Annotated in this window: 23 protein-coding genes and 2 pseudogenes; 11 read left to right on the top strand and 14 right to left on the bottom strand. The window is 57.3% G+C overall.

Annotated elements, in window-relative coordinates; genetic code table 11:
• Positions 1-148: 148 nt before the first annotated feature.
• Both AB8B29_RS24015 and AB8B29_RS24010 read right to left on the bottom strand, forming a co-directional pair.
• Complete coding sequence (locus AB8B29_RS24015; protein WP_113119174.1) at positions 149-568, bottom strand: hypothetical protein; 420 nt, start codon at positions 566-568, stop codon at positions 149-151.
• Positions 561-818: a prevent-host-death protein gene (locus AB8B29_RS24010; RefSeq protein ID WP_047562281.1), complete on the bottom strand. Its 258-nt coding sequence runs from the start codon at positions 816-818 to the stop codon at positions 561-563. The genes AB8B29_RS24015 and AB8B29_RS24010 overlap by 8 nt, the downstream gene beginning before the upstream one ends.
• Positions 819-943: 125 nt before the next feature.
• Here AB8B29_RS24010 and AB8B29_RS24005 point away from each other — a divergent pair, with 125 nt between their 5' ends.
• Positions 944-1,717 (top strand): hypothetical protein, encoded by a 774-nt coding sequence (locus tag AB8B29_RS24005; protein WP_439006735.1) that lies wholly within the window; start codon positions 944-946, stop codon positions 1,715-1,717.
• A 241-nt stretch (positions 1,718-1,958) separates the two neighbouring features.
• Here the strand turns inward: AB8B29_RS24005 and AB8B29_RS24000 are convergent, their stop codons facing one another.
• A complete protein-coding gene (locus AB8B29_RS24000) occupies positions 1,959-2,792 on the bottom strand; it encodes a universal stress protein (protein ID WP_037200772.1) in 834 nt (277 codons plus the stop codon).
• A gap of 128 nt (positions 2,793-2,920) precedes the next feature.
• On the opposite strand from AB8B29_RS24000, the gene AB8B29_RS23995 reads away from it, so the two are divergent.
• Both AB8B29_RS23995 and AB8B29_RS23990 read left to right on the top strand, forming a co-directional pair.
• Positions 2,921-4,522, top strand: coding sequence for an MBL fold metallo-hydrolase (locus AB8B29_RS23995; RefSeq protein ID WP_113108216.1), 1,602 nt, complete (start codon positions 2,921-2,923; stop codon positions 4,520-4,522).
• Positions 4,523-4,540: 18 nt separating this feature from the next.
• The gene (locus AB8B29_RS23990; protein ID WP_112441835.1) at positions 4,541-4,900 is read left to right on the top strand and encodes a hypothetical protein; all 360 of its coding nucleotides are present in this window, start codon (positions 4,541-4,543) and stop codon (positions 4,898-4,900) included.
• A gap of 91 nt (positions 4,901-4,991) precedes the next feature.
• Here AB8B29_RS23990 and AB8B29_RS23985 read toward each other — a convergent pair whose 3' ends face one another.
• The 3 genes from AB8B29_RS23985 to AB8B29_RS23975 all read right to left on the bottom strand — a co-directional run bounded on the left by AB8B29_RS23985 (position 4,992) and on the right by AB8B29_RS23975 (position 6,889).
• The gene (locus tag AB8B29_RS23985) at positions 4,992-5,441 is read right to left on the bottom strand and encodes a DUF2267 domain-containing protein (RefSeq protein ID WP_112441833.1); all 450 of its coding nucleotides are present in this window, start codon (positions 5,439-5,441) and stop codon (positions 4,992-4,994) included.
• 148 nt (positions 5,442-5,589) lie between these two features.
• Positions 5,590-6,033 (bottom strand): baeRF12 domain-containing protein, encoded by a 444-nt coding sequence (locus AB8B29_RS23980; protein ID WP_112441831.1) that lies wholly within the window; start codon positions 6,031-6,033, stop codon positions 5,590-5,592.
• 133 nt (positions 6,034-6,166) lie between these two features.
• Positions 6,167-6,889 carry a Bax inhibitor-1/YccA family protein gene (locus AB8B29_RS23975; RefSeq protein ID WP_112441829.1) on the bottom strand — a complete coding sequence of 241 codons (723 nt, stop codon included), beginning with the start codon at positions 6,887-6,889 and terminating at the stop codon, positions 6,167-6,169.
• Between the two features lie 196 nt (positions 6,890-7,085).
• Between AB8B29_RS23975 and ftsH the strand changes: the two genes are divergently transcribed.
• The gene (gene ftsH, locus AB8B29_RS23970) at positions 7,086-8,936 is read left to right on the top strand and encodes an ATP-dependent zinc metalloprotease FtsH (RefSeq protein WP_112441827.1); all 1,851 of its coding nucleotides are present in this window, start codon (positions 7,086-7,088) and stop codon (positions 8,934-8,936) included.
• Positions 8,937-8,968: 32 nt separating this feature from the next.
• Here the strand turns inward: ftsH and arcC are convergent, their stop codons facing one another.
• From arcC to AB8B29_RS23935, 7 genes are all read right to left on the bottom strand, one after another.
• Positions 8,969-9,901, bottom strand: a complete 933-nt coding sequence (arcC, locus tag AB8B29_RS23965) for a carbamate kinase (protein ID WP_112441825.1) — start codon at positions 9,899-9,901, stop codon at positions 8,969-8,971.
• Between the two features lies 1 nt (position 9,902).
• Positions 9,903-10,904 (bottom strand): ornithine carbamoyltransferase, encoded by a 1,002-nt coding sequence (argF, locus tag AB8B29_RS23960; protein ID WP_112441815.1) that lies wholly within the window; start codon positions 10,902-10,904, stop codon positions 9,903-9,905.
• Between the two features lie 17 nt (positions 10,905-10,921).
• Entirely contained in the window at positions 10,922-12,139 is a 1,218-nt protein-coding gene (locus AB8B29_RS23955; RefSeq protein WP_173412286.1) for an arginine deiminase, read from the bottom strand.
• A 14-nt stretch (positions 12,140-12,153) separates the two neighbouring features.
• A complete protein-coding gene (arcD, locus tag AB8B29_RS23950; RefSeq protein WP_173412287.1) occupies positions 12,154-13,620 on the bottom strand; it encodes an arginine-ornithine antiporter in 1,467 nt (488 codons plus the stop codon).
• 167 nt (positions 13,621-13,787) lie between these two features.
• Entirely contained in the window at positions 13,788-14,282 is a 495-nt protein-coding gene (locus AB8B29_RS23945) for an NUDIX domain-containing protein (protein ID WP_047561961.1), read from the bottom strand.
• Positions 14,283-14,578: 296 nt separating this feature from the next.
• A complete protein-coding gene (locus tag AB8B29_RS23940) occupies positions 14,579-15,097 on the bottom strand; it encodes a GNAT family N-acetyltransferase (protein ID WP_439006734.1) in 519 nt (172 codons plus the stop codon).
• Between the two features lie 559 nt (positions 15,098-15,656).
• Positions 15,657-17,141 (bottom strand): Fic family protein, encoded by a 1,485-nt coding sequence (locus tag AB8B29_RS23935; RefSeq protein WP_439006733.1) that lies wholly within the window; start codon positions 17,139-17,141, stop codon positions 15,657-15,659.
• A 727-nt stretch (positions 17,142-17,868) separates the two neighbouring features.
• On the opposite strand from AB8B29_RS23935, the gene AB8B29_RS23930 reads away from it, so the two are divergent.
• The 3 genes and pseudogenes from AB8B29_RS23930 to AB8B29_RS23920 all read left to right on the top strand — a co-directional run.
• Positions 17,869-18,126: a hypothetical protein gene (locus AB8B29_RS23930; RefSeq protein WP_047561957.1), complete on the top strand. Its 258-nt coding sequence runs from the start codon at positions 17,869-17,871 to the stop codon at positions 18,124-18,126.
• 52 nt (positions 18,127-18,178) lie between these two features.
• On the top strand, positions 18,179-18,355 hold the full coding sequence (locus AB8B29_RS23925) for a hypothetical protein (RefSeq protein ID WP_168772616.1): 177 nt from the start codon (positions 18,179-18,181) through the stop codon (positions 18,353-18,355).
• A 190-nt stretch (positions 18,356-18,545) separates the two neighbouring features.
• A pseudogene (locus AB8B29_RS23920) lies at positions 18,546-18,644 on the top strand (DUF982 domain-containing protein); the annotation flags it as partial.
• 204 nt (positions 18,645-18,848) lie between these two features.
• Here AB8B29_RS23920 and AB8B29_RS23915 read toward each other — a convergent pair.
• Positions 18,849-19,373, bottom strand: coding sequence for a cytochrome P460 family protein (locus AB8B29_RS23915; protein WP_080760666.1), 525 nt, complete (start codon positions 19,371-19,373; stop codon positions 18,849-18,851).
• Between the two features lie 440 nt (positions 19,374-19,813).
• On the opposite strand from AB8B29_RS23915, the gene AB8B29_RS23910 reads away from it, so the two are divergent.
• The 4 genes and pseudogenes from AB8B29_RS23910 to AB8B29_RS23895 all read left to right on the top strand — a co-directional run.
• Positions 19,814-20,113, top strand: a complete 300-nt coding sequence (locus AB8B29_RS23910) for a sensor histidine kinase (protein ID WP_037200748.1) — start codon at positions 19,814-19,816, stop codon at positions 20,111-20,113.
• Positions 20,094-20,750, top strand: a complete 657-nt coding sequence (locus tag AB8B29_RS23905; RefSeq protein WP_439006732.1) for a response regulator transcription factor — start codon at positions 20,094-20,096, stop codon at positions 20,748-20,750. Before AB8B29_RS23910 ends, AB8B29_RS23905 begins: the two co-directional genes overlap by 20 nt.
• An 81-nt stretch (positions 20,751-20,831) precedes the next feature.
• Positions 20,832-21,227, top strand: coding sequence for a response regulator transcription factor (locus AB8B29_RS23900; protein WP_037200746.1), 396 nt, complete (start codon positions 20,832-20,834; stop codon positions 21,225-21,227).
• Positions 21,157-21,699: pseudogene (locus AB8B29_RS23895) on the top strand (DUF6130 family protein); the annotation flags it as partial. The gene AB8B29_RS23900 and the pseudogene AB8B29_RS23895, both read left to right, overlap by 71 nt.
• Positions 21,700-21,754 lie beyond the last annotated feature (55 nt).

Raw genomic sequence — 21,754 nt, 5'->3', positions numbered from 1 at the left:
ACCCGGCCTGAAGCTCTGCCGCATCTCTCGGCGTCGCCATGAATGACATCCAACAAACGATCTCAAGCGTCAAGCCGCTAAGGTCACGGAGCCGATCGGCGACACGTTGCGAGGTTTCAAAGACCGGTCAGCTGCGAATGACGGCACATCAACGCCGCTTGATCTGCGCGCGCTTCTGCGTGATGAATGGTTTGGCAGCCTCCGCAACCTTTCCCAAGAACGCCTTGCTGAACTGCCCCAAAATTTCGGCATTCGGATCGTAGTAAAACGAGGTTTCCGCCACATCATAATTGTATTCGGAAACCGTAATCCAGCCGTCTTTCCACTCGCGCAAACCTGAACGACGGCGCTCGAGAGCCGGGATTTCCAGCGCGGTCTGATCGCTGCGAGGTGGTGTTCCTGATATTGCCAGAAGGATCAAATGCGTCTGCTTCCCGCGTGGGATAGCGAGCATCATGCACACTGGACGCTCCTTGCGACCTTCTGTTTCCCCGCGGTCTTGCTGCCATTTCCACAGGTAGGGATACTGGAAGACTGAACCGTTGGGTGGCATGCGATTGTCACTCATCGCCAGACTTACCCTCCGCGATTAGCCGGTCAAGTTCCGGAACGATCAATTCAGCCAGTTCTGTCGGTGTCTCGCCAGGGCCGAAAACCCGGCGCGGATCGCTGTTTTCTTTCATCGCGGCAAAGTCCTCATAGGTCATGAGAACGTAGCGCGCCTTTCTGTGCTGCGTGATGGCCACTGGCTGGCGGTCCGCCGCCATGGTAACGGTCTTGATATCGCGCAATAATTCCACTGTCGAAAATTTCTGCATAAAAGCGCCTCCTATGACTTAAGCGAATAATACGAATTATTTGACTATTCCTCAAGCCCAATATTGAACTTGAGGGGCAGGGCCAAAGTGGGAGCCCCCCAATCCGGTCCTTTGCCATCGGTTTCATGGCCGGCGCAAACGACTCAGCCGAGCAAAAGAAAGCGATCTACAAGAAATTTAAATCTGACGTCCACTCCACCCTCCCTGATCTGACAACGCCGGATGGGCAGGTTTTGCCCAAGCCGGAGATTTTTGTGTCCCTCACCAATCCCGATTTGACAGTGACCGAGGAAACCACGTTGATCGGCTTCACCAAAGAAGAAGGTTTTGCGGGGTGCGAGATTATGGACCGCGAACGTATTCGCATCGCTCTAGACGCTGTCGACGGGTTTGCAACCCGCTTTCAATCTCTTGGGATTGTGCTTTCGGAAGCCGAACAGGCCAGTTTCTTCTCTCGTTGGGGCGATGACATTCAGTTTGTGATCTCAACGGGCTTTTCCTCGCTCAACCAAACTCTCAGCCGGGTACTGTTCCTTCAAGAAACCGGTGATGTCCTTGACGGACTGTATGTCCGATATGAACTCGATCGCGAATATACGGCCGATGAAATCGGTCATTTCCGGATTTTCGTCGCAATGACGCTCAATGAGCCGAAGCTCAATATATTTCAGATACTGTTTGGCGCGTCTGATAAGTCGGGTCGCTACAGACCTCAAGATAACACCTGGGACAATCCTGGCATTGGCGCCGGTAAGGGCGGCGGCTACTGGGAGCGCCACGTCGGAGGTCATAGCGATGGCGATGAGGATGACGCAAATTCGAAATGGCAATGTGTTGGCACGTGGAGCAGCGTCGGCCAGGCCCCTGTTGATGGGCTGGAACCGTCGTGCCAGTGTTGAATGCCATTCAAGAAGGAAGACGATATTGATTGAGGCTCACACCCCAGTCTGGCGGGGCTCCGTCATGACTAGCAGGCGAGTGTGGATCCAGGCCCTCTGCGCCGGGACTAGGGGAGATGGGTTGTCGCAGCTCTGCCGACGGTCGATCGCTACCTAGTCTCTTGCGGTCTATCTGTCGGAGAGGTCGCTGGCGATTGAGAAATACCGGGCAAGCATCGAAGAAAGCCGTCGGCGCTTGTCGCTAATGCGCAAGAAACAGCGGAATGTCCGAGTCTTCCAGCATCGATCGCGTCACTCCGCCGAAAAGGCGCTCCCGCAGTCGTAGATGGCTGTAGGCTCCCATGACGATTATGTCGGCGCCGATATCGACCGCGTGTTGTCGCAGCGTTTCATCGACCAGTCGGCCGCCGCTCGCAATGCAATCGACACCGACGTTTACGCCATGCCGGGCGAGGAAGACGGCGATATCCGCGCCGGGCTGCTTGCCGTTGACAGACTGTGGGGCAAGCGGATCGACGATCGTAACATGCACCTTTCCGGCGGCTTGCAACAAATCGATCGACTGCCGCGCGGCGCGCGCTGCCTCCTCGCTCGAATCCCAAGCCAGCAAGATTACTTTTGACGCAAACTGAAGCGTTTTGCCGCTCGCGTTGACAAGTACCGGCGTCGGCGACTGGAACAATGCCCCATCGATTACCCTTTGCTGAAGCTCCTCGTTACGGGCCGCCTGGGGACCGATGAGGACGAGATCGGCATAAAGCGCGCGGTCCGCGATATCCTCGTCAGCCCAGGGAAATTCCGTATAGACTTCCTGCACGTCATAGGATGCGATGTTCCCGCTGAGCTGGGATCTGATATCGGATGCCTTCTCGGTCAGACTATCTATTTCACGTTGTCGCTCGTTGAGCTTGGTGATGGAGAGAGCATCGTATGCGCTGTGGGGAGGCGTGCCACCCATTGAAACGATCAGCGCGGTTAGGTGCGCACCATGTGTCTGGCAAAAGTCAACGGCGCCCTTCAAGTCATTTTTAAATTGATTGACGTCGAGGATACACAAGACGGTTTTGATGGACATGGTCTGATCGCCTTTCTCATTCGGAGGTCGGCAAAGATAGTCACCATCGCATCCCCGTTTCCTTGATCCTCATCAAAGCGAAGGCGATCCGGCATGCATTAAAGTCGAGACGCATACGAGGAAAACCGATGACGGACCCCATATTACATTTCTACGGTGCAGCCGGATCGGTCACCGGATCGTGTTTCGTGCTTGAGCACGCCGGCGCTCGCACCATGATCGATTGTGGCATGTTTCAGGGTTCGAAGACCGAAAAGGAGTTGAATTACCGGCCTTTCCCGTTCGAACCGGCTCTGATTGACTCCGTCATCCTGACCCATGCCCACATCGATCACTCGGGCCTCATCCCGAAACTGGTCAAAGCCGGTTTCGAGGGGGCCGTCCATTGTACGCCGGCTACCTTGGATCTGTGTTCGATCATGCTGCAAGATTCGGGACACATTCAGGAATCGGAAGTCGAGCAGCTGAACCGCCGCAACCGGCACCGATCGCGTGACATGTTGCAACCCATTTACACAGCAGAAGACGCGCGCGCCGCGATGACGCAGTTTCGAACGGTTGCCTATAAAGAATGGCAAAGATTAGAAGGTGGTCTGCGGTTTCGGCTTTGGGACGCCGGACATCTGCTCGGTTCGGCCTCGGTCGAGATCGAGTTGGCGACCGAAACTGGACCGATCCGCATTCTGTTTTCTGGAGATGTTGGTCCGCAGCACAAGTTGTTGGAGGGTCGGCCAGATGCTCCGCAGGACTTTGACTATGTCATCTGTGAAAGCACGTATGGGGATCGGGAACGAGACGAAGTCTCGGACGTCGCCCGTCGCGGGCAACTTCGGGAAATCCTTCTCAATGCCTATCATTCCAACGGCGCCCTGCTGATCCCATCATTTGCGGTAGAACGCACGCAGGAATTGCTCGCCGATCTCAACGTCCTCATGGATGCGGGCGAGATATCGCGGTGTCCGATAATCATCGATTCTCCACTAGCATCCCGCGCAACCGCGATCTTCAAGCAGCACGCACATTCCATCCCCAATGGCGACCTGCTGATCAAAGCGCTGAATGCGAAAAATGTGCGCTTCACGGAAACGGCCGAGCAATCAAAAGCAATCGATTTCATTCGCGGCTTCCATATCATCATTGCTGCCAGCGGCATGTGTGAAGCCGGTCGCATTCGTCATCGTCTCAAGAATTGGCTCTGGCGGGATGAAGGCACCGTATTGCTGGTCGGATTCCAGGCAGCGGGCACGCTTGGGAGAATTCTTGAAGAGGGTGCGCGCACCGTAAAAATCCAGGGTGAGGAAATCATCGTCCGCGCGACTGTGCGATCACTAGATGCCTATAGCGGTCACGCCGACGCTAGCGAATTGAGAGCTTGGATAGAAGCCAGAGAGCCGATTCAATCAGGACTGTTTCTGGTTCACGGCGAGCCTGGCGCACGCGACAGTTTGAAATCCCGTCTGTTAGTCGGGAAGCCGGACGCGACCATCATCGTACCATCGCTCGACGACAGCTACAGCCTGACGAAAACAGCCGCCGTATCGCTTGCACGCGTCACGCCGCCCCCGCGCCTCGTGCCCCAGGATGTCGGCCATTCGGATTGGCACAATGACTATCAATCGATTGTCCTCGATCTGGAGGAGCGGTTGCGTAAAACCGCCGACAGGAAGGCTCGCTCCGTTATTCTTCGGCGCGTCAAAAGAGCTCTTGAGGAAGACGGACGTGGAAGCTAGCCGCAAAGGAGTAAGACCATGCTGACGACGGATCGCGATTGCAGAAGGGGAGGGCAGCGATTTGCCATTCCGACACTCGGAGAGGTCGAGGGCAAGCTCATCGCCTCGGAGATTGTCGCCACAAGTTGCCTCCGCGAGCTTTTGGCCTATTCCAGTAGCAACGAAATGCTCTCGCTCAAGAGTAGGATCAGACAGGCCCTTGATGCGCGCTGCACAAACGCAAGCCTTTGTCGCGAGGATACCGATGCGGCGGTAGCATATGCCTTGGAGCTGCTTGATGCAGCAGCCGAGGTCGCAGGCAACCAAGCTGGAACCTCTGCGAAGTCCGGTGGCTGCGAGACGGTCCGCCGACTGCGTCGCATGGCGAGCATGAGATGACAGCGCACGGCCGTAATCGGCCGGAATAAAGAGAGCGCGGCAAGCCTATTCGGTTCTCACATCGCCGTTTGCCGGTGTTCTTCCTTTTAAGCTACGCGGCGCTATTCGATTGCTGCGGGCGCTCGGGCCAGAGCGTTCCGAGAGAAGGATTCATCGCCAGTTTGACTCTTTTAATTACAGGTAGGCTCAAGTGATGATCCAGCAACTTGAAGACATTCCGTGCTGCCTGCTCGACGCCAATGTCGTTCAGCTTCACTGACCGCCTGCCTATGCTTGCAAAGAAGTCCATTCTATCTGAGCACGGCTGGGCGTGTTGAGGCTGCCAGTTTTCGTAGAATATTCCCCGGATCAATGGCGGCAGATGCGATGAAAAGTCGGCCATCGCCTTCAGATCCATTGAATCTCGAAGCGCGTGCAGGACGGACCGCAGGCAATCGTAGGCCTCATTCCGTTCACAATGGAGATACTCTGACAACTCTACGACCCAGATTTCGGCTTGGTGCGCAGAATCCGAGAAGGTCTGGGAAGGGATAAAGCTCATGGTAGGCCTCCTTGATGAAGGGTATCCTCACCGAATTCCCGCTGATGCGCATTGTCTTGGGTCAACATCACGATTCTATTCGCATAGAACGTTGGGACGATGTCCCTCAAAGCTGGTTTCTATCTTTGCGATCGCGGGCATCCTGGGGTCAACCTTTCAACCTTTGCTCAATTTCCGGAATGGGAAGCATGGTGAAATCATTTGCTACCTCGCCTTTGACGACGGAGTGCACCGTCGGTGTCAAATGCGCTCGAAGGACGCCCAGGACTTTCGGCGGAGCGATGATGATCAAATGCTTGACTGTGCGGTTGCGGACCAGTTGATCAAGTCTGCGGGCGACATCGCTCACAAACGCCTCTTCGCTCTGCCATTTCAGATCGACCGCCTCAACGGAGCTGCGCGATCGGCCTTGTGATTGATAAATCCGACCGGGGCGATCCGCGGCGGGCGCCTGAAAAGCTGTTTTGTCACCGTAGATCTCAACCGGAATCAGATTGATGAGTTCGGCGTCGCCATCGTTGCGCAGAAACAGCGCCTTGACGCCGTCACAAACCAATACCCAACTGTCTCTCGGGATTCTGTGCTTTTCCATCTTTTGCTCCTGTTGGCACGATGTCGAATGCTACGACCAGACTGACCGTCTTCACGCATCGGCGGGTTGGTGTCTTGCGGTCGCGCCTGCCGCCGCTTGGACGGCCGCAGATTTCTTTCGTCGCTTTGAAGCTTCATCTGCGCCTGTCGCCACTGAATTGAAGGAGCAAGACGAAAAGGTTAATGAAATCAAGGTAAAGTGTGAGGGCGCCCATTAGCACCATCTTCACAGTTGGCTCCGACGGATAACAGGCCTGATAGATCTGTTTGAGGCGCTGTGTGTCGTAGGCAGTCAGCCCGACGAAGAGAACGGCGGCCACTGCCGAGACGGCAATTTGCAGAATGGTCGAGGCCAGCAAAATGTTTGCGAAGCTAACAACAATGGTTGCAAGGAGTGCCATTGTCAAAATGGAACCAAAGCGCGAAAGATCGGCTTTCGTGGCGTAGCCGTAAAGGCTCGTGGCGGCGAAGATCGCTGCGCTGATGAAAAAGGTCCGCACAATGCTTTCATCGGTGTAGATCAGGAAAATGCCGGCGAACGATAGTCCCATTAGGCAAGCATAGATCCAGAACAGCGCCATGACTGAGGCGAGGGGCATCTTCTCCAGCCGGATGGTCAAAAACAGCAGTGCCACCAGCGGAGCGAAAATAACCAACCAGATGAAGCCAGTCCCGGCGATCCTTTGATAGAAGCCGGTCTCGATTGCCAGATATGCGGTAAGGCCGCTCAGGCACAGCGCTCCGGCCATATAATTATAGACTTGCAGCAGAAATTGCCGCAGCCCGAGATCGACATTGTCATTTGCGGACCGGTCGTGGCGAAGTGATGTTGCGGGGACGAAGCGATCTTGGGCCATAGTCATCTCGTGAACTGGGGTTTTCCGAAGGGGCCATGACGCTGGGCAAGCTGATGGCCAATAAGGCCGCACGCCATGGAAAGCGTCTTGAGAGAGCTACCACCAGGCGCCAAGCCGGTCTTTGATCCGTGTCAAGGACGTGGCTGCGGCCGCATGAAACCAATGAGGTGTCGATACGCTACGCCCGGAGGCACCCATGGACCGGAAACACACCTTCAGCATTGGTTATTTTCTGGTGGCGTTCCTGCTGCTCAGTCTTTTCCAGATATGGTTCGCCTATCGCGACACGGCCGAGATATCCTACAGCGACCTGATGCGCATGGTGGCCGACGGCAAGGTTCAATCGGTCACGCTGACTGAGACGATGGTCCAAGGTGTCTTCAAGGTTCCCCAAGATGGCAAAACGCTCTTCATATCCAACCGCGTGGACCCAGCCGTTGCTGCGACCTTCGAAAAGGCCGGGGTTCAAGTCTCCGGCGGCACCGACAGCAATTGGCTGACAACCATCCTCTCCTGGACGCTGCCGACACTCTTCTTCCTTGGAATTTGGGTCTTCTTCTTTCGCGGTATGATCGACCGACAAGGCGTGGGTGGCTTGATCAATATCGGAAAATCAAAGGCGAAGGTCTATTTGGAGCGCAAGACCGGAGTCACGTTCGACGACGTGGCAGGCGCGGACGAGGCCAAGGCCGAACTGCAGGAAATCGTTTCCTTTCTGAAGGAGCAGGATAATTACGGTCGGCTCGGCGCGCGGATTCCCAAGGGTGTGTTGTTGGTCGGCCCACCCGGTACAGGCAAGACGCTTCTCGCGCGAGCTATCGCCGGGGAAGCGAACGTGCCGTTCTTTTCCATCTCCGGCGCCGAATTCGTCGAGATGTTTGTCGGCGTCGGCGCCGCCCGCGTCCGCGATCTGTTCGAACAGGCACGCAAGGCTGCTCCCTGCATAATTTTCATCGATGAACTGGATGCCCTCGGCCGAGCTCGCAGCCCGCTTGCAGGTTATGGCGGCGGCGACGAAAAGGAGCAGACGCTCAATCAGCTGCTGTCGGAACTTGACGGATTCGACCCGCGCGTCGGCATCGTGCTGCTCGCCGCAACCAATCGCCCCGAAGTTCTCGATGCAGCCTTGCTGAGAGCGGGCCGGTTCGACCGCCAGATCGTCATCGATCGTCCCGACCGGAAAGGTCGCGCCGACATTCTCAAGGTTCATATCAAGAAGATCGCGGTTGCCGCCGACTTCGACATAAACGACGTCGCCGCACTAACGCCGGGCTTTACCGGCGCAGATCTGGCAAACCTCGTCAATGAAGCTGCCATCATTGCCACCAGGCGTCACGGCGATACCGTCACCACCGAGGACTTTGTGCAGGCAACGGAGCGTATCGTTGCGGGGTCGGAGCGCCGAAGCCGGCTGCTCAATGCAAACGAGAGGGAACGCGTTGCCTATCACGAGATGGGGCATGCGCTGGTCGCGACTTCGCTTGCCAAGACGGATCCCGTTCAAAAGGTCTCGATCATTCCGCGGTCGATCGGTGCGCTCGGATATACCTTGCAGAGGCCGACGGAGGATCGCTTTCTCATCACGTCGAGTGAATTGAAGGAACGCATGATCGCCTTGCTCGCCGGTCGCGCGGCAGAGGAGGTGGTCTTTGGAGAGGTATCGACCGGTGCTGCCGACGATCTTGGCAAGGCCACCGATATCGCGCGTGAAAGCATCACTCGATTCGGGATGAATGCCTCGGTCGGCCAGGCGGTCCTTGAACCCCAAAGAGCACAGTGGCTCGACGACAATCAGCTCGGCGTCCGTCCGCGCGACTATTCCGAAGCAACCGCTCGGGAAGTCGATCTGGCGATAAGGGGGATGATCGACGAAGCTTACCAGATGGCGAAGGAGATGCTTTCGGCCGACATCGAGAATCTGAAAGCCGGTGCAAAACTTCTACTTGAAAGGGAGACCATCACGCCCGCAGATTTCGCACCGCTTCAGCGCCAGCCAAAATTGCCGGACGCTGGTATTTCGCCTCGCCTTGCCGTTAGAGGGATTTGAGGGCGATCCAGCCCTTTAACATCATGGCCAAGTCAGCGAGCCGATCGGGCATTTGCCGACAGATGCGGATCGAACAAGGTTCCCTTTTCGCCGCGGACGATAGCGCTGGCGTCCTCGAGCTTGCCGATGCCAGCCGGTCTGTCCATTTCCACTGCAAACTGGATTGCGGCAGCGACTTTCGGCGCCATCGAGCCTGGTGGAAACCTCGCGGCGGATAACATCTCCGGAGCAATACGACCCAAGCTTCGAGCCTTCGGTGTCCCGTAATCCAGATAGACTGCGTCGACATCAGTTAGAAGAAGCAACATGTCGGCATTCAGCTGTCGCGCCAGGAGCGCACTGGCGGCATCCTTATCGATGACGGCCTCGATCCCGGTAAGTCCGCCGTCCGCCTGTTCGATCACAGGAATGCCGCCGCCACCGGTGCAGATGACGGTCACGCCGTGATTGACAAGCAAGGCGATGGTTTTGGCCTCGATGATTGCCAAGGGTTTTGGCGACGCGACGACACGCCGCCAGCTTTCACCGTCGGGCGCGATTCTCCAGCCGCGCTCTCTGCCAAGCCGGCGGGCGGTCGGCGCGTCGTAAACCGGGCCGATGAACTTGGTCGGATGTGAAAAGGCGGGATCGCCTGCCTCCACCCGTGCCATCGTCAGCAAGGTTGCAATTGGATGGTTCTTCAGGACATTTCCGAGCTCCTGTTCGATCATATAGCCGATCATCCCCTCTGTTTCGGCACCGAGAACATCCAACGGAATACCATTGCCGTTGGAGGCTTCTGCCTGCAAGGCAAGGAGCCCAACCTGAGGGCCGTTGCCATGGGTGATGACCAGAGAGTGACCGGCAAGGATGAGTTCGGCCAAGGCAGCGACGGCAAGCCGGACATTCGCCCGCTGGTGTTCAGCCGTCATCGGCTCTCCGCGACGCAAAAGCGCGTTTCCTCCCAATGCTGCGACGATCAACATCTCAGCTTCCGATCGTCGCAACGAGCAGCGCCTTGATCGTATGCATTCTGTTTTCGGCCTGATCGAAGACAATGGAGGCGTGGGACTCGAAAACCTGGTCCGTCACCTCCATGCAATCGATGCCGTATTCCTTGGCGATGCGGGCACCGACTTCCGTCTCGGTGTTGTGAAACGCCGGAAGACAATGCATGAATTTCACATAGGGATTTTCGGTCGCCTCCATCACCTGGGCGGTGACCCGGAAGGGAGAAAGAAGCCGGATGCGCTCCGCCCAAGCCGATTCATTCTCGCCCATTGAAAGCCAGACATCCGTGTAGATAAAATCGGCACCCAGCACTCCGGAGCCGACATGTTCCATCAAAGCGAACTTGCCACCGCTTTTCCAGGCTTGCGACTTCACATGATCGACAAAAGCTTGGTCCGGCCACAGGGCCGTCGGCGACACGAGACGAAAATCGATTCCGACCTTGGCAGCGCCGAGCGCCAGCGACATCGCCACATTGTCGCGCCCGTCGCCAAGGAAGGTCACGACCATGTCCGACAGGTGCTTGTGGGTGAATTCGCGCATCGTCATGAGATCCGCGAGAATTTGCGTCGGATGAGAAACATCGGTGAGCCCATTATAGACCGGCACGCCGGAATAGGTTTTCAGGGTCTCGACCGCACTCTGCGCGAAACCGCGATATTCGATGGCATCATAAATGCGGCCGAGAACACGCGCGGTATCTTTCATCGATTCCTTGTGGCCGATATGACTGCCGGTGGGACCCATGTAGGTGACGTGTGCACCCTGATCATAGGCTGCCACCTCGAACCCGGTTCGGGTGCGGGTCGAATCCTTTTCGAAGATAAGTGCGATATTCTTTCGCGTCAGGCGCGGCACCTCGTATCCGCCTAGTTTTGCGACCTTGAGATCGGCCGCAAGGCGCAGCAGGTGGCGGATCTCCTCGGCTTCCAGATCATCGAGGGACAGAACGCTGCGACCATGGAGATTGATAGGCATGGCAAGTTCCTCTGTAGCTAAAGGGGGGCGCGATCAATCGGGCATGTCATGCAGTGTCCGCCACCACGGCCACGGCTGAGTTCTGCCCCTTCGATGGTGATCACCTCGACGCCTGCGCGGCGCAGCAGCGTATTGGTGTAGACGTTGCGGTCGTAGGCGATGACGACGCCGGGCTCGACGGCGATCACATTGTTGCCGTCATCCCACTGCTCGCGCTCGGCTTCGTAGCGGTCGCCGCCGGTCGCAATGACACGCAAGCTCTTCAATCCAAGCGCTTGCGCAACCACGTCCGTAAATGGAGATGTCTCCTCCCGGGTGTCCACCGAACCTTCGACATCACCTGGTCGCAGCGAGAAGCTCCGCAACCGATCGACGACGGGGGGATACATCGTCACCAGATCCCGGTCGCAGAAGGTAAACACGGTATCGAGATGCATGAAGCTGCGATCGCGCGGCATCAGCGCCGCGATAATGCGTTTTGCGATACCAGCGGCAAAAAGACTTCGGGCCAGCGCGCCGACCGCCTGCGGGGTGGTGCGTTCGCCCATGCCGATCAGGACGACCCCGTCGCCAACTGGCATCACGTCCCCACCTTCAAGACTGGTTCCGGTGACCGGGTTCTCAGGCGAGACGAATGTGAAGTCGGCGGCGTCGAAGCGAGGATGAAAACGATAGATCGCCTCGACATTTGCAGCCTCTGGCCGTCGCGCCTGCCAATACATGGCATTGACCGAAACGCCACCATAGATCCAGCAGGAACTGTCGCGGGTAAAGAGCTGGTTCGGCAGCGGCGGTAGCACGAAATCCTGCGGTGCCAGCGTGCGTCCGGTCAGCCCGAGGGGCTCGAATGGCAATTCGGCACGAGCAATGCCGCCCACGAGGTAGGTTGCCAGACGATCCGCCGGCATCTCGTTCAGCCAGCCGCGCAGTTCATCGACCATGTCACCTCCGACAACCGCGGATTCGACGCGGCGATCAAGCAGCCAGCGGCGCGCCTTGGGCAAAGCCATCGTTTCCGTGAGCAATTCGCCCAACGACTGCACAACCACGCCGCGTTCGCGCAGGGCATCAACGAAGATGTCGTGCTCCTGCCGGGCACGCTTGACCCACAGCACGTCGTCGAAAAGCAAGGCCTTGCAATTGTCCGGTGTCAGGCGCTGCAGGCTTAGGTCAGGGCGGTGAACCATGACTTCGCGAAGACGACCAACTTCCGAATGAACCCCAAGAATATTCATGACGCTGATCCCTGTTAAAACGGGCTGACAATGCCGGCCCACATTTCGTAGGCGGCAAGAAAGGCTACCGCGACAAGCGCGACGGCCAGGAGCGCCTCGAACGGCTGGAAGGGTCTTTGCCCCGCTTCTCGACGCGCAAGAAAAAAGAACAGAATGCCCGGCGCATAGAGGATCGCACACATGAACAGGTAAGCCGGGCCGGCGGCATAGATGAGCCACAGCCCGTAAAGCGTTGCAAGAAGCCCGACCAGCATCGGAGCTGTTCGCTGTTCGTCCGGTGCATAGCCTTCTCCGGTTATGGCCAGCTTTGCGGCATAGGCGCCCGAGAAGATGTAGGGCACGAGGATCGCCGTTGATGCGATGGAAAACAACGCCTGATAGGTGCTGTGGGCGTAGAGGGTAACGACAAGGAACGCTTGGACGAGAAGATTGGTGATCAGGAGCGAGGCCCATGGGACGCCCCGTTCACTTTCCGAGGCGAGGAATTTCGGCATGGTCCCGTCCTTCGCCGCCGCGAAGGGAATCTCGGCTGCCAGAAGCGTCCAACTCAGAAAGGCACCGATCACCGAGATGACAAGCGCGATGTTGATGAGAGCCGCACCCCAGGGACCGACCACCACCTCAAGTACCCCGGCCATGGAAGGATTTTTCAGGGCGGCAAGTTCAGGTTGGTTCAGAATGCCAAGCGAAAGCAGGGACACGAGCGCGTAGAAAGCAAGGCAGGTGAAAAAGCCAAGGACCGTTGCCGTCGCAATGTCGCGCCGGCGCTCGGCGCGGGCGGAGAACACGCTGGCGCCTTCTATGCCGATGAACACCCAGAGCGTGACCAGCATGGTGCTCTTGACCTGCGTGGTGATCGAGCCGAGGCTTGCGTTGCCCAGACCGGTAAAATCGAGCGAGAAGACGTTCAGCTTGAAGGCGACGACGCCGACGCCGATGAATAATAGAATCGGTGCGATTTTTGCGACGGTGACGATAAGGTTCACGACCGCCGCTTCGCGAATGCCCGCCAGCACAATAGCATGAATCAACCACAGCAAGATGGACGCACCAAGCACGGCCTGCCAGGTGTTTCCGTCGCCGAAGGACGGAAAGAAATAGGATAGCGCGCTGAAGACGATAACCGCATAGGAGACATTGCCGATCCATGCGCTCAGCCAGTAGCCCCATGCACTGTTGAAGCCGATAAATGGACCGAACCCGGCTTTTGCATAGGCATAGGGGCCGACGTTAAGGTCTGGTTTGCGGGTGGCCAGGGACTGATATACGAAGACCAGCGCCAGCATGCCGATCGCCGTAATCCCCCAGCCGATTGCGATGGCCAACGGGCCGGCGCCTGCAGCCATGTTCTGCGGCAGGCTGAAGACGCCGGAGCCGATCATCGAGCCGATGACTAACGCCGTTAACGAACCCAGCCGCAATTTCCTGCTAACCGCCACCGGCTCGGTCGAGGTGACAAGCTTTATGCCGATCGAAGTCATCGTCTTCTCCCAAGGATCGAAAATATCTATGGGAGACACTGGACACCGGGTGGCGGCGACAAACCTTGATCCTGGTCAAGACGGTTGTAATTTTTTGCAGGCTTGGAAACAGCACCGCTAGAATGTTGGCCAACGATCCCGGAGTTGGCCGCAGCTACAATGCGGCATCACCTGCCGTCCGTCTGGCTGACAGTACCTTGCGCGCCCGGGCAATGCAGTCTCTCCAGACGTTCCAGGAAGGGACGTTGACCGCCGACGATCTTTTGGCCCGCCTCGGAAAGGGTGAACCATTCGGCACGATCGATCTCGGGGAAGGACTCGAAGCGTCCGCTTCGTGGCGGCCACTCGATTTCAAACAGATTGCTGTGCAAGCAGGATGTGTCGAATACCCCCTCAAGGGCAAAGGCGGTGACGGTCTTTCCGCTCTTCTGGCGCAATTCGCCAAGAGGCTGCAGTGCACCTTCAGGCGCGGAACCTGTTTCCTCGGCGAATTCCCGTCGAGCGGCCGCTTCAGGTGCTTCAGCCTCGCCGTATTCGCCCTTGGGAATGGACCACGCGCCGTCATCACGTTTGCGCCAGAATGGGCCGCCTGGATGGACAAGCAGAACCAAAATACCGTCCTGCGCCTTTTTATACATTAGGATGCCGGCGCTCTTCTTCATGTCCGATCGTTCCTACGAATGGAACCCCATATGTCTTTGCCTTGTCTCCAAGATTTTGACCTCTCGACGGCGATCGAATGCAAGGAAAAAACGGATACGACACCAAAATTGGCCAACCGGCGACATGTCCCAGCTCGTGACTTCGGAAGCAAGTCGTGAAACGGTGGACAATCGCATTGTCATCTCTGGCCGGGATCAAGGCAAAGGGGCAAGCCCGCGGCCGTCTGAGCGCCATATGGTCTCGACCAACCAATGACGGCGATCAACCATGTTTAGATGATGAACACCGACGGTCATCATCCAAAATCTCGCCGCAGCACGACGATCGTAGGATCGTCTTTGTCGTCATGGGCCTGGAAAGCCATGTCGCGCTCCAGCTCGATTGCGGCATGGTTTTCGCGGCTTTCTATGGATTCGATGCTTTTGAAATTATGTCGTTCCGCATAGCGGCAGATGTGCGCGAGCATTTCCCAACTTATACCCTGATGCTTGTAGTCTTCACGAATGGTCAGCGCGACCTCTCCGCGTTGAGCATCCTTGCCGACCGCCAGCATTGCCACCGCCAGCAAAGTCTGATCCGGTGAAAAGGCAAGGAAGTTGACGCGCTTGGCATCGCCAGCGCTTGTCATTTCAACGAGCCTTTCATGAGAAACGGATTTCATTCCGGATAGGAAACGAAATCTGACGTCCTCTGGTGTCACATGATTGAAAAAATCAGCGACAATTGCTTCATCCTTCGGCTCGGCGCCCCGAACGTGAAAGTGAAATCCGCTACGCGTGGTCAGGTCACCCTTGGTATCTTCGATTTCCATCATGCTTCTCCTTCAGGTCCGCGGAACAACTGCTCGCTGCGGCCGAGACGCAGGGAGTAATGCATTTATTATAGCAGTTAGGATTCATTGACTTTGACTCAACTCAAGTCACGCGCATTTTCCGGAGCGGGGATGTAGCGTGACCGCCAGCGGTTTGGCGGCAGTGCGGATGATGATGCTGAACCAGGAGGCTATTACGGCTACTGCAGTAGGCCAAACCGTCACATGCAATCGTGATAGGGTCCTCCGGAACGGTAGATGCCATGGTCCCCAATCTCCGCGAAATCCAGGTTGCCCAAGCGCGTTTGTATTCGATTTTGGGAAATGGCGAGATGGCCGAGGACCACGGTCATGTCGGATTGACCCTGCGCAGCCATCCGCTTTCCTTCCTGAGCGCGGATCTGGGGAGGGGCCGTATCGTCACCTGTCGCAAGGCGATGCAGGCCAGCGATGGCACATGGCTCTCGAGGCTGCGGGGCCCTTGTGCTTGTTCGCTAGCGGCCCGGTTCGAACCGCACTCGAGAAGCGTTGGTCGCGAAAACGAGGCTTCGCCTGCCCGAGTTCAGATCTCATATTTTTTGCTCGCCCATGCTGTCGTTTGTGGGCGTGGCGGCGGTGGTGGTGCTTTGGCCAGTTCCTCAATAAAGAGTGCAAGCGGGCGGATATTCTCGTTCTGGCTGGCCTCCTCAAGACATGACATATACCTGTCGCGTTGATCGACAGGTACTACCGTCCAAGGTAGTCCGGCTTCAGCCAGCAGTGCGTTCATGAGGAAGCGACCTGAGCGTCCATTTCCATCTGGAAAGGGGTGAATGTAGGTGAAGAGGAAAGGGGCAACAATAGCCTTGGCCCGTGGATCGGATTCATCCTCGATGCACTCGAACAGAGCGTCCATGGCATCAGCTATCGCATGCGGTGGTAGGGGGACATGAGAGGAACCCCGCAGATACACATTGTGACTCCTATAACCCGCGAGCTTGTACGCTTCTATGATGCCAGCTTGTACTGATGGCCGGAACATCTCCCTGAACCAGTCCTGATGTCGGTGCGATAGAAGAGGTCCCGATGGTTCTCCCTCAAGGATCGACCGGATATCCTTTCTTACCTCTTCGTACGCGAGGCGGTAGCCTTTCGCAGCCAAGGCGTTCCGGGCATCGGCATCCCCTGCATGCTCTTCGGGGTTCCAGGTACCCGACTGAACCCTCTCAATGAGTTCTTCCGACACCTGATAACCTTCGATTGAAAGGGAATTCAGCGCATCCGCGACATATCGTTCTTCGATCTCCTCCATGTAGGCGTCGATGTCGTTGAAACGCGTGCCTTCTATATCGATGCTGTCCAGAGCATCCCGGCTCATTTTCGCCCACAGATTCTTGATGCGGGTGGCCGCAGGTGTCGCCGCTCTTCGTTCGTCAAGCAGAGCGTGGCCACTGTCGTCAAATGGGTCGTCTTCGTGAACGACATATCCGGCCGCGCTCATCGTTGACAGGATGCTATCGGCGTCGCGGATCCTTCCAAGATGGCGCAGGGCACCGGCTATCCTTCCGGCCATGGTGCTTCTTGCGCCGGAAAGGAGAACGCGAAGAAGCGATGCAGAACCGCGAATAGACCCCATGACGGCGATCATGTCGGTCGGTATTGCGGTCCAGCTATTCTTTGCGCTGTTGATGATCGCCTCTTCCTTGGTGAGCACCCGGACACCATTGTGAACGACAGATTGGTCGGGTTGTGGAACCCGCAACAAGTAAAGGGACGTTCCGCCCGGCATTGGAAGAACCTGATTATTGGCTGCAGGACTGCGAACGACAATCTGCGGCGCGACAGACCAGTTTTCGGCCCACAAAGTCACCGACGTTTCCGGCGAGAAGCACCAATCGCTTCCGAAGCGATCGTCAAGATAGCTCCGTACGAATTCCCAGTAGACGGTGCTCCACTCGGAGTCGATCCGACGCCTATCGGAAGGTCGGGAATTAACCGCGAGCCACCCGCGCATTATCTCTTCCACAAATCCCGCCTTGGCGAGACGCTCGCGATGAACCCTGCTCAAGAGGTCGCTCTTCAGAACTGATCGAGCCCCTTGTTCGGTTGCACCTCGAAGCTCCCGAAGCGATGAGGCAAGCAAGTCATTTGGCGGGCGTCCTGACATTTCGTAAATCCTACAGGTGCGACGACGGCACTAATCCGGCGCTTTGCGCCAACACTAATTAGACGTATTTGTCTCGCACTAATTTGCTGTATTTGCAACACACTAATTAGACGCAGGCATCACGCAAGGCTCAATAGCTGCGAACCAATTGAAGCGATGTTGGCGAAGACCGATCTCTGCCTGCTTTTTCACCGACAGGAAGTCTGGTGGCAGTTGCTACCTAATTCCGCATAGTTCTTGGAAGCCCGCGCCGTGATGGCTCCGACATGGCATTCCGCGAGGGTGCGCACCGGAATAGGAGATCCTCGATGAAGCCGCGTGGGATCCGGATGCTGGACAAACGTGATAAACACACTTTGGGGCGCGCCCCGACTACCATTAACTACATGAATTTGCTGGCAAATCCATAGCATGGGTGGAGTCATCATCGGCGCCGATCATGACCCCACCAAATTGTCATTTTCTGTCTGTAGATCAAAGCCTTAGACTCACGTCACGAGGGGTCAGCCTCGGCTCCGACTCACAGTCTACCGGACGGTGAGAACAGAGACCGACATCTTTCCCTCCAGGCGCCTATCGGAACCGTCTGATGTCTGAAGTGTTACCCCGCCATCGAAAGGAGTCGACCATGCCGTTTCCCTCGCCAACAACCGAAGACCCACGACAGCGCTTCGAAGAATTGAAGGTCGCCGCAAGGGCTGTATTGGAAGAGATCATCGCCTCCGCAAACGAAGCTGGATGGGGCACTCAGGAGATCGCTGTCGCGCTGAGCGAGGCAGCTCAGTCTCTTAAGGATGACAACACCGTCGATCCCGATCCGGCCGACGAACCGCCAGTGCCAGACGCCGTTCGCGGGCAGATCGGCCATGGCGAGCAGTTTGACTAGATTTGCCGCTCTCATTACACTAATTCATTGGCTTGAACTATAAGGTTCTACCATGACAGAGTACGGCGGACTCAGGCAGGAGATCGCTACACGTGCCGACGCGGCCGATGCCGATGCCGAAAGGGCGGCTGGCCTCAAGTCTTTGGCGGCGCAGCTTTGGGCCAACTTCGACGAGTTCACGGTCGAGGAACTGGAGGATACGGACGGTCGCGATCCGGAAGGTTTTTGACCAGCCGCGGGCATGCCGGAGGGAACAAATTCCTCTCTCATAACTCGACGGCATGGAGGAGAACCACGATGGCCAACGATCAATGGCACATGCCCGTCGTTCTGGAGCTACATGCGGTCGGACAATACCGAACAATCTCCTGCAACGCTGAGGCCTCGACTGTCTTTGGGATAGATAGCCAGGCGAAAACGATCGCGCGTACAGCGATGCGCTTCTGGTCTGTCTAGCAACGCTGGATGGAAGGACGACACGCGAAATGGCCCATCAAGCCTTTGTCGAGGCGGCGCGGGGTGCTGGCATTTGCAACCAATCCGCTTCAGAATGCTGGCGGTCAGTGAGACTGATGCCGCGGCTGAAACGCGCGCGCAAGGCGTCACCGCTCGCCGGTTTGCCAGCGTTACACCTATCCAAATATCCTCTCGTACTCGCCATGTCGTATCGCCGCGCCAGCCGTAGACGCGATTATAGCCAACGTCGCAATCGTCGGCGACCGTCAGGGCGAATAATGGCTAAACACAAAATCCTTCGAGCGGTCCAGTTTGGTGTGACACGCAAAACACGATTTCAAAAGCGGTTCGCTCTGGTTCGCGACGCCATTTTCGAACTGCCCATAACCCCAGCCGCCGCTATCCGCGAACTTTTTTGAGTCTTTCACACTGATCTGCACGTTCGTCGGGTCACCCGCCACAAAGGATTGCGGCGCCGGGAATACGGCGTCATTCTCGGGAGACGATTTGTAGACGTATGCCAGGCGAGCGATTACCGCTCCATCCGGAAACGGCCGAGTGCCTTCGCGAAAAGCCTTCACCGCGACGTCGTTTCCCAAGATCGCGCGGATGTCGTTGTTCTTTCCGGCTTCGTGGGCGACCGTTATGACCCGCCAGTCGCGATATCCTTCGGGAAGGCTGACGCCGTAGATCGGCGATGCGTTCTCGCTCGCAGCGCGGGCAACGACAAGGGATAGGCAGATCACAGCAAAGCCTGACGGCACCATCCAGAAAGCAGTTATTTTCCGCATTTTCACCCTCCAGATTACACTTATCTGGCTTGCCGCTCCGTACGCCAGACGACTTCTTGGAACCCGCGAACGCGTGGACCAATTTATTAAGGCGACCGCAGACGATATTTCGAATTCGTGCGATGACGGAACTCGCACTAAAGCGGACGCGGTAGCGCGGCATCGTACTCTTTCGATAACCATCCACCAAAGAAAGGCCGATGATGGGTTCAAAGTATAGTAACCCATTGAAGGAACAGCGTCGTGCCGAGCAAAGTTTTCCAAACCGTCAAGCATCGTCACCGATGGCCGTGCGGGCGCAGACATCGTTGTCTGCAGACCGGTGTCGGACGCGGGATGCCGAGCGCTGAAACGCGTTCGGAACTGGCTTTCCTCGGCCCTCAGGATTAGCATCCCGGCATGTGATCGCGGAGCAGTCGCATCGATGAACGATGTCTCGCATGACTGGAAAGGAACATGGCCGGATCATCAACGTGATCAGCGAGGATTGCGGCTCCCACTCCGTGGTTGTCCGGGTCGAGGACAATGGCAAAGGTCTCGACACCATTGCATCAGAGCGCATTTTCGAAGCATTCTTTTCGACCAAGCCGGAGGGGGCCGGCATGGGTCTGGCGATCTGCAGGTCTATCATCGAGTCGCATGGTGGGACGCGGGCGGCACGGTCGCTGGCGTCTGGAGGATCGGCGTTCAAATTCGCGGTGCCGTACGCAAGGGGGGCAAATGAACCAGAAGCAACGTGAGGACGTTTCCCCGCAGGTCGTCGTCATTGAAGACGACGTCGGCGTACGCGAGTCCCTTGTCGGTCTGCTGAAGTCCATGAAGTTCAACGTGACCGCATTTTCGTCGGCGACCGAGTTCTCGACGAAGGGCCAATTGGGGTCTGTCGGCTGCATGATCCTGGACGTGCGGCTCCCCGGCCAGAGCGGCATTGAATTCTACGAAGAGGTACGATCCCGTGGTTTCCACAGGCCGGTGATCTTCATGAGCGGCCATGCCGACGTTCCGATCGCCGTGCGGGCGATGAAGGCAGGCGCGGTGGAGTTCCTGACGAAACCGGTGCGCGAGCAGGATCTCCTGGACGCCGTCCACTCTGCGATGGAACGGGACAGCCGCTCGACGATGAAGGAGGAGGCGGCAGCGAGTGCGCGAGCCGACTTCGAAACACTGACGAAACGTGAGCAGGAAGTTCTGATCCGGGTGGTGGAGGGACAGCGCAACAAGCAGATCTCCACGGCCTTGGGGATTTCCGAGGCGACAGTTAAACTGCACCGCGGGAATGTGATGCAGAAGATGCATGTCCAGTCCCTTCCGGAACTGGTGCGCCATTACGATTTGCTCGAGTCGGCAGAGCAGACGAACACCTCTACTAAAGGCTAGTTTTAATAGAATATTTCCAGACGTTAGTCGCATTGCGAGCGCTCAACCCCGGCCATAGGATTACAGCGATTGGATCGATTGATGGTTGATGCGCCGAAGACCTCCCTAGTGGTTTGCGTCGAGGATGACGAGCCCGTCCGTGACGCGCTCAGAGGGCTGCTGCGCGCCAACGGCATGCGGGTTGCCGCCTTCGCGTCGGCCGAAGAATTCCTCGCGTCGACGGAGTTGCGGACCGCGGCTTGCCTGGTCACCGACATCCAGCTCGGCGGTATTTCGGGACTGGACTTGCTGGACAAGCTGTCCGGGATGACTAGACGGATTCCGTCAATTCTTATCACCGCCCACTCCGATCTCGCGGTCGGCGACCGTGCCAGAAATTCAGGGGCGCTAAGGATCTTCTTGAAACCTGTCAATCCGACGGACTTGCTGGAGGCGATCAGGAACGCTTTGGCGAGCGGTCCTGCTCCAACTGCGTGAGAGCATTCATGCCACCGATTGCCGCACCAGATCCGACCGTACCTCACGACAACTAACTAGACTTCATCAACCCTCCGGCAGAAAATGGCGGAGCGTTGAGAGCCGTCGCACGGATCATCGAAGCAATCGAGCCAAGGGGCGCGCGATGACGACGCCTGGCGCCTCGGGCCAGACGGCTCGGCCTATCAAGGGTCCTTCACCGCTGATTGCCATTGAAGACGAGCCGGGGCCGAAGCTTGTCGTCGATCTGCCGCTGCCCGAGCCATTGTCCCACGGACTTGTCTTCATCCAGTATCGGGCGGAGAACATCTGCATAGTCTCCGTTTTTGGAGGAGGCGCGCTGCAGGTCTCGCCCTGCGTCGGATGCGTGCACGTGACGGTCGATGATCTTCCATGGCACTTCATCGATAAGAGCGGCGAGACGCTAACTATCGTCGGTCTTGCGGCCGGCCGGCATAAGGTGCTCTTGGAATAGGCGGATCCGAAGCATCATGTGATCACGGAGCAGGCGGTCACCTTCCTGGCGC

Origin of the sequence: Rhizobium sp. 11_C7_N12_5 (assembly GCF_051811145.1) — a bacterium.
Taxonomy (GTDB): Bacteria; Pseudomonadota; Alphaproteobacteria; order Rhizobiales; family Rhizobiaceae; genus Rhizobium; species Rhizobium lusitanum.
This window is presented reverse-complemented; position numbering and strand designations above follow the sequence as displayed.

Coding starts and splice junctions, on each gene's coding strand:
- AB8B29_RS24015 (WP_113119174.1), bottom strand. CDS start 568: ATGAGTGACAATCGCATGCCACCCAACGGTTCAGTCTTCCAGTATCCC.
- AB8B29_RS24010 (WP_047562281.1), bottom strand. CDS start 818: ATGCAGAAATTTTCGACAGTGGAATTATTGCGCGATATCAAGACCGTT.
- AB8B29_RS24005 (WP_439006735.1), top strand. CDS start 944: ATGGCCGGCGCAAACGACTCAGCCGAGCAAAAGAAAGCGATCTACAAG.
- AB8B29_RS24000 (WP_037200772.1), bottom strand. CDS start 2,792: ATGTCCATCAAAACCGTCTTGTGTATCCTCGACGTCAATCAATTTAAA.
- AB8B29_RS23995 (WP_113108216.1), top strand. CDS start 2,921: ATGACGGACCCCATATTACATTTCTACGGTGCAGCCGGATCGGTCACC.
- AB8B29_RS23990 (WP_112441835.1), top strand. CDS start 4,541: ATGCTGACGACGGATCGCGATTGCAGAAGGGGAGGGCAGCGATTTGCC.
- AB8B29_RS23985 (WP_112441833.1), bottom strand. CDS start 5,441: ATGAGCTTTATCCCTTCCCAGACCTTCTCGGATTCTGCGCACCAAGCC.
- AB8B29_RS23980 (WP_112441831.1), bottom strand. CDS start 6,033: ATGGAAAAGCACAGAATCCCGAGAGACAGTTGGGTATTGGTTTGTGAC.
- AB8B29_RS23975 (WP_112441829.1), bottom strand. CDS start 6,889: ATGGCCCAAGATCGCTTCGTCCCCGCAACATCACTTCGCCACGACCGG.
- ftsH (WP_112441827.1), top strand. CDS start 7,086: ATGGACCGGAAACACACCTTCAGCATTGGTTATTTTCTGGTGGCGTTC.
- arcC (WP_112441825.1), bottom strand. CDS start 9,901: ATGTTGATCGTCGCAGCATTGGGAGGAAACGCGCTTTTGCGTCGCGGA.
- argF (WP_112441815.1), bottom strand. CDS start 10,904: ATGCCTATCAATCTCCATGGTCGCAGCGTTCTGTCCCTCGATGATCTG.
- AB8B29_RS23955 (WP_173412286.1), bottom strand. CDS start 12,139: ATGAATATTCTTGGGGTTCATTCGGAAGTTGGTCGTCTTCGCGAAGTC.
- arcD (WP_173412287.1), bottom strand. CDS start 13,620: ATGACTTCGATCGGCATAAAGCTTGTCACCTCGACCGAGCCGGTGGCG.
- AB8B29_RS23945 (WP_047561961.1), bottom strand. CDS start 14,282: ATGAAGAAGAGCGCCGGCATCCTAATGTATAAAAAGGCGCAGGACGGT.
- AB8B29_RS23940 (WP_439006734.1), bottom strand. CDS start 15,097: ATGATGGAAATCGAAGATACCAAGGGTGACCTGACCACGCGTAGCGGA.
- AB8B29_RS23930 (WP_047561957.1), top strand. CDS start 17,869: ATGCCGTTTCCCTCGCCAACAACCGAAGACCCACGACAGCGCTTCGAA.
- AB8B29_RS23925 (WP_168772616.1), top strand. CDS start 18,179: ATGACAGAGTACGGCGGACTCAGGCAGGAGATCGCTACACGTGCCGAC.
- AB8B29_RS23915 (WP_080760666.1), bottom strand. CDS start 19,373: ATGCGGAAAATAACTGCTTTCTGGATGGTGCCGTCAGGCTTTGCTGTG.
- AB8B29_RS23910 (WP_037200748.1), top strand. CDS start 19,814: ATGACTGGAAAGGAACATGGCCGGATCATCAACGTGATCAGCGAGGAT.
- AB8B29_RS23905 (WP_439006732.1), top strand. CDS start 20,094: ATGAACCAGAAGCAACGTGAGGACGTTTCCCCGCAGGTCGTCGTCATT.
- AB8B29_RS23900 (WP_037200746.1), top strand. CDS start 20,832: ATGGTTGATGCGCCGAAGACCTCCCTAGTGGTTTGCGTCGAGGATGAC.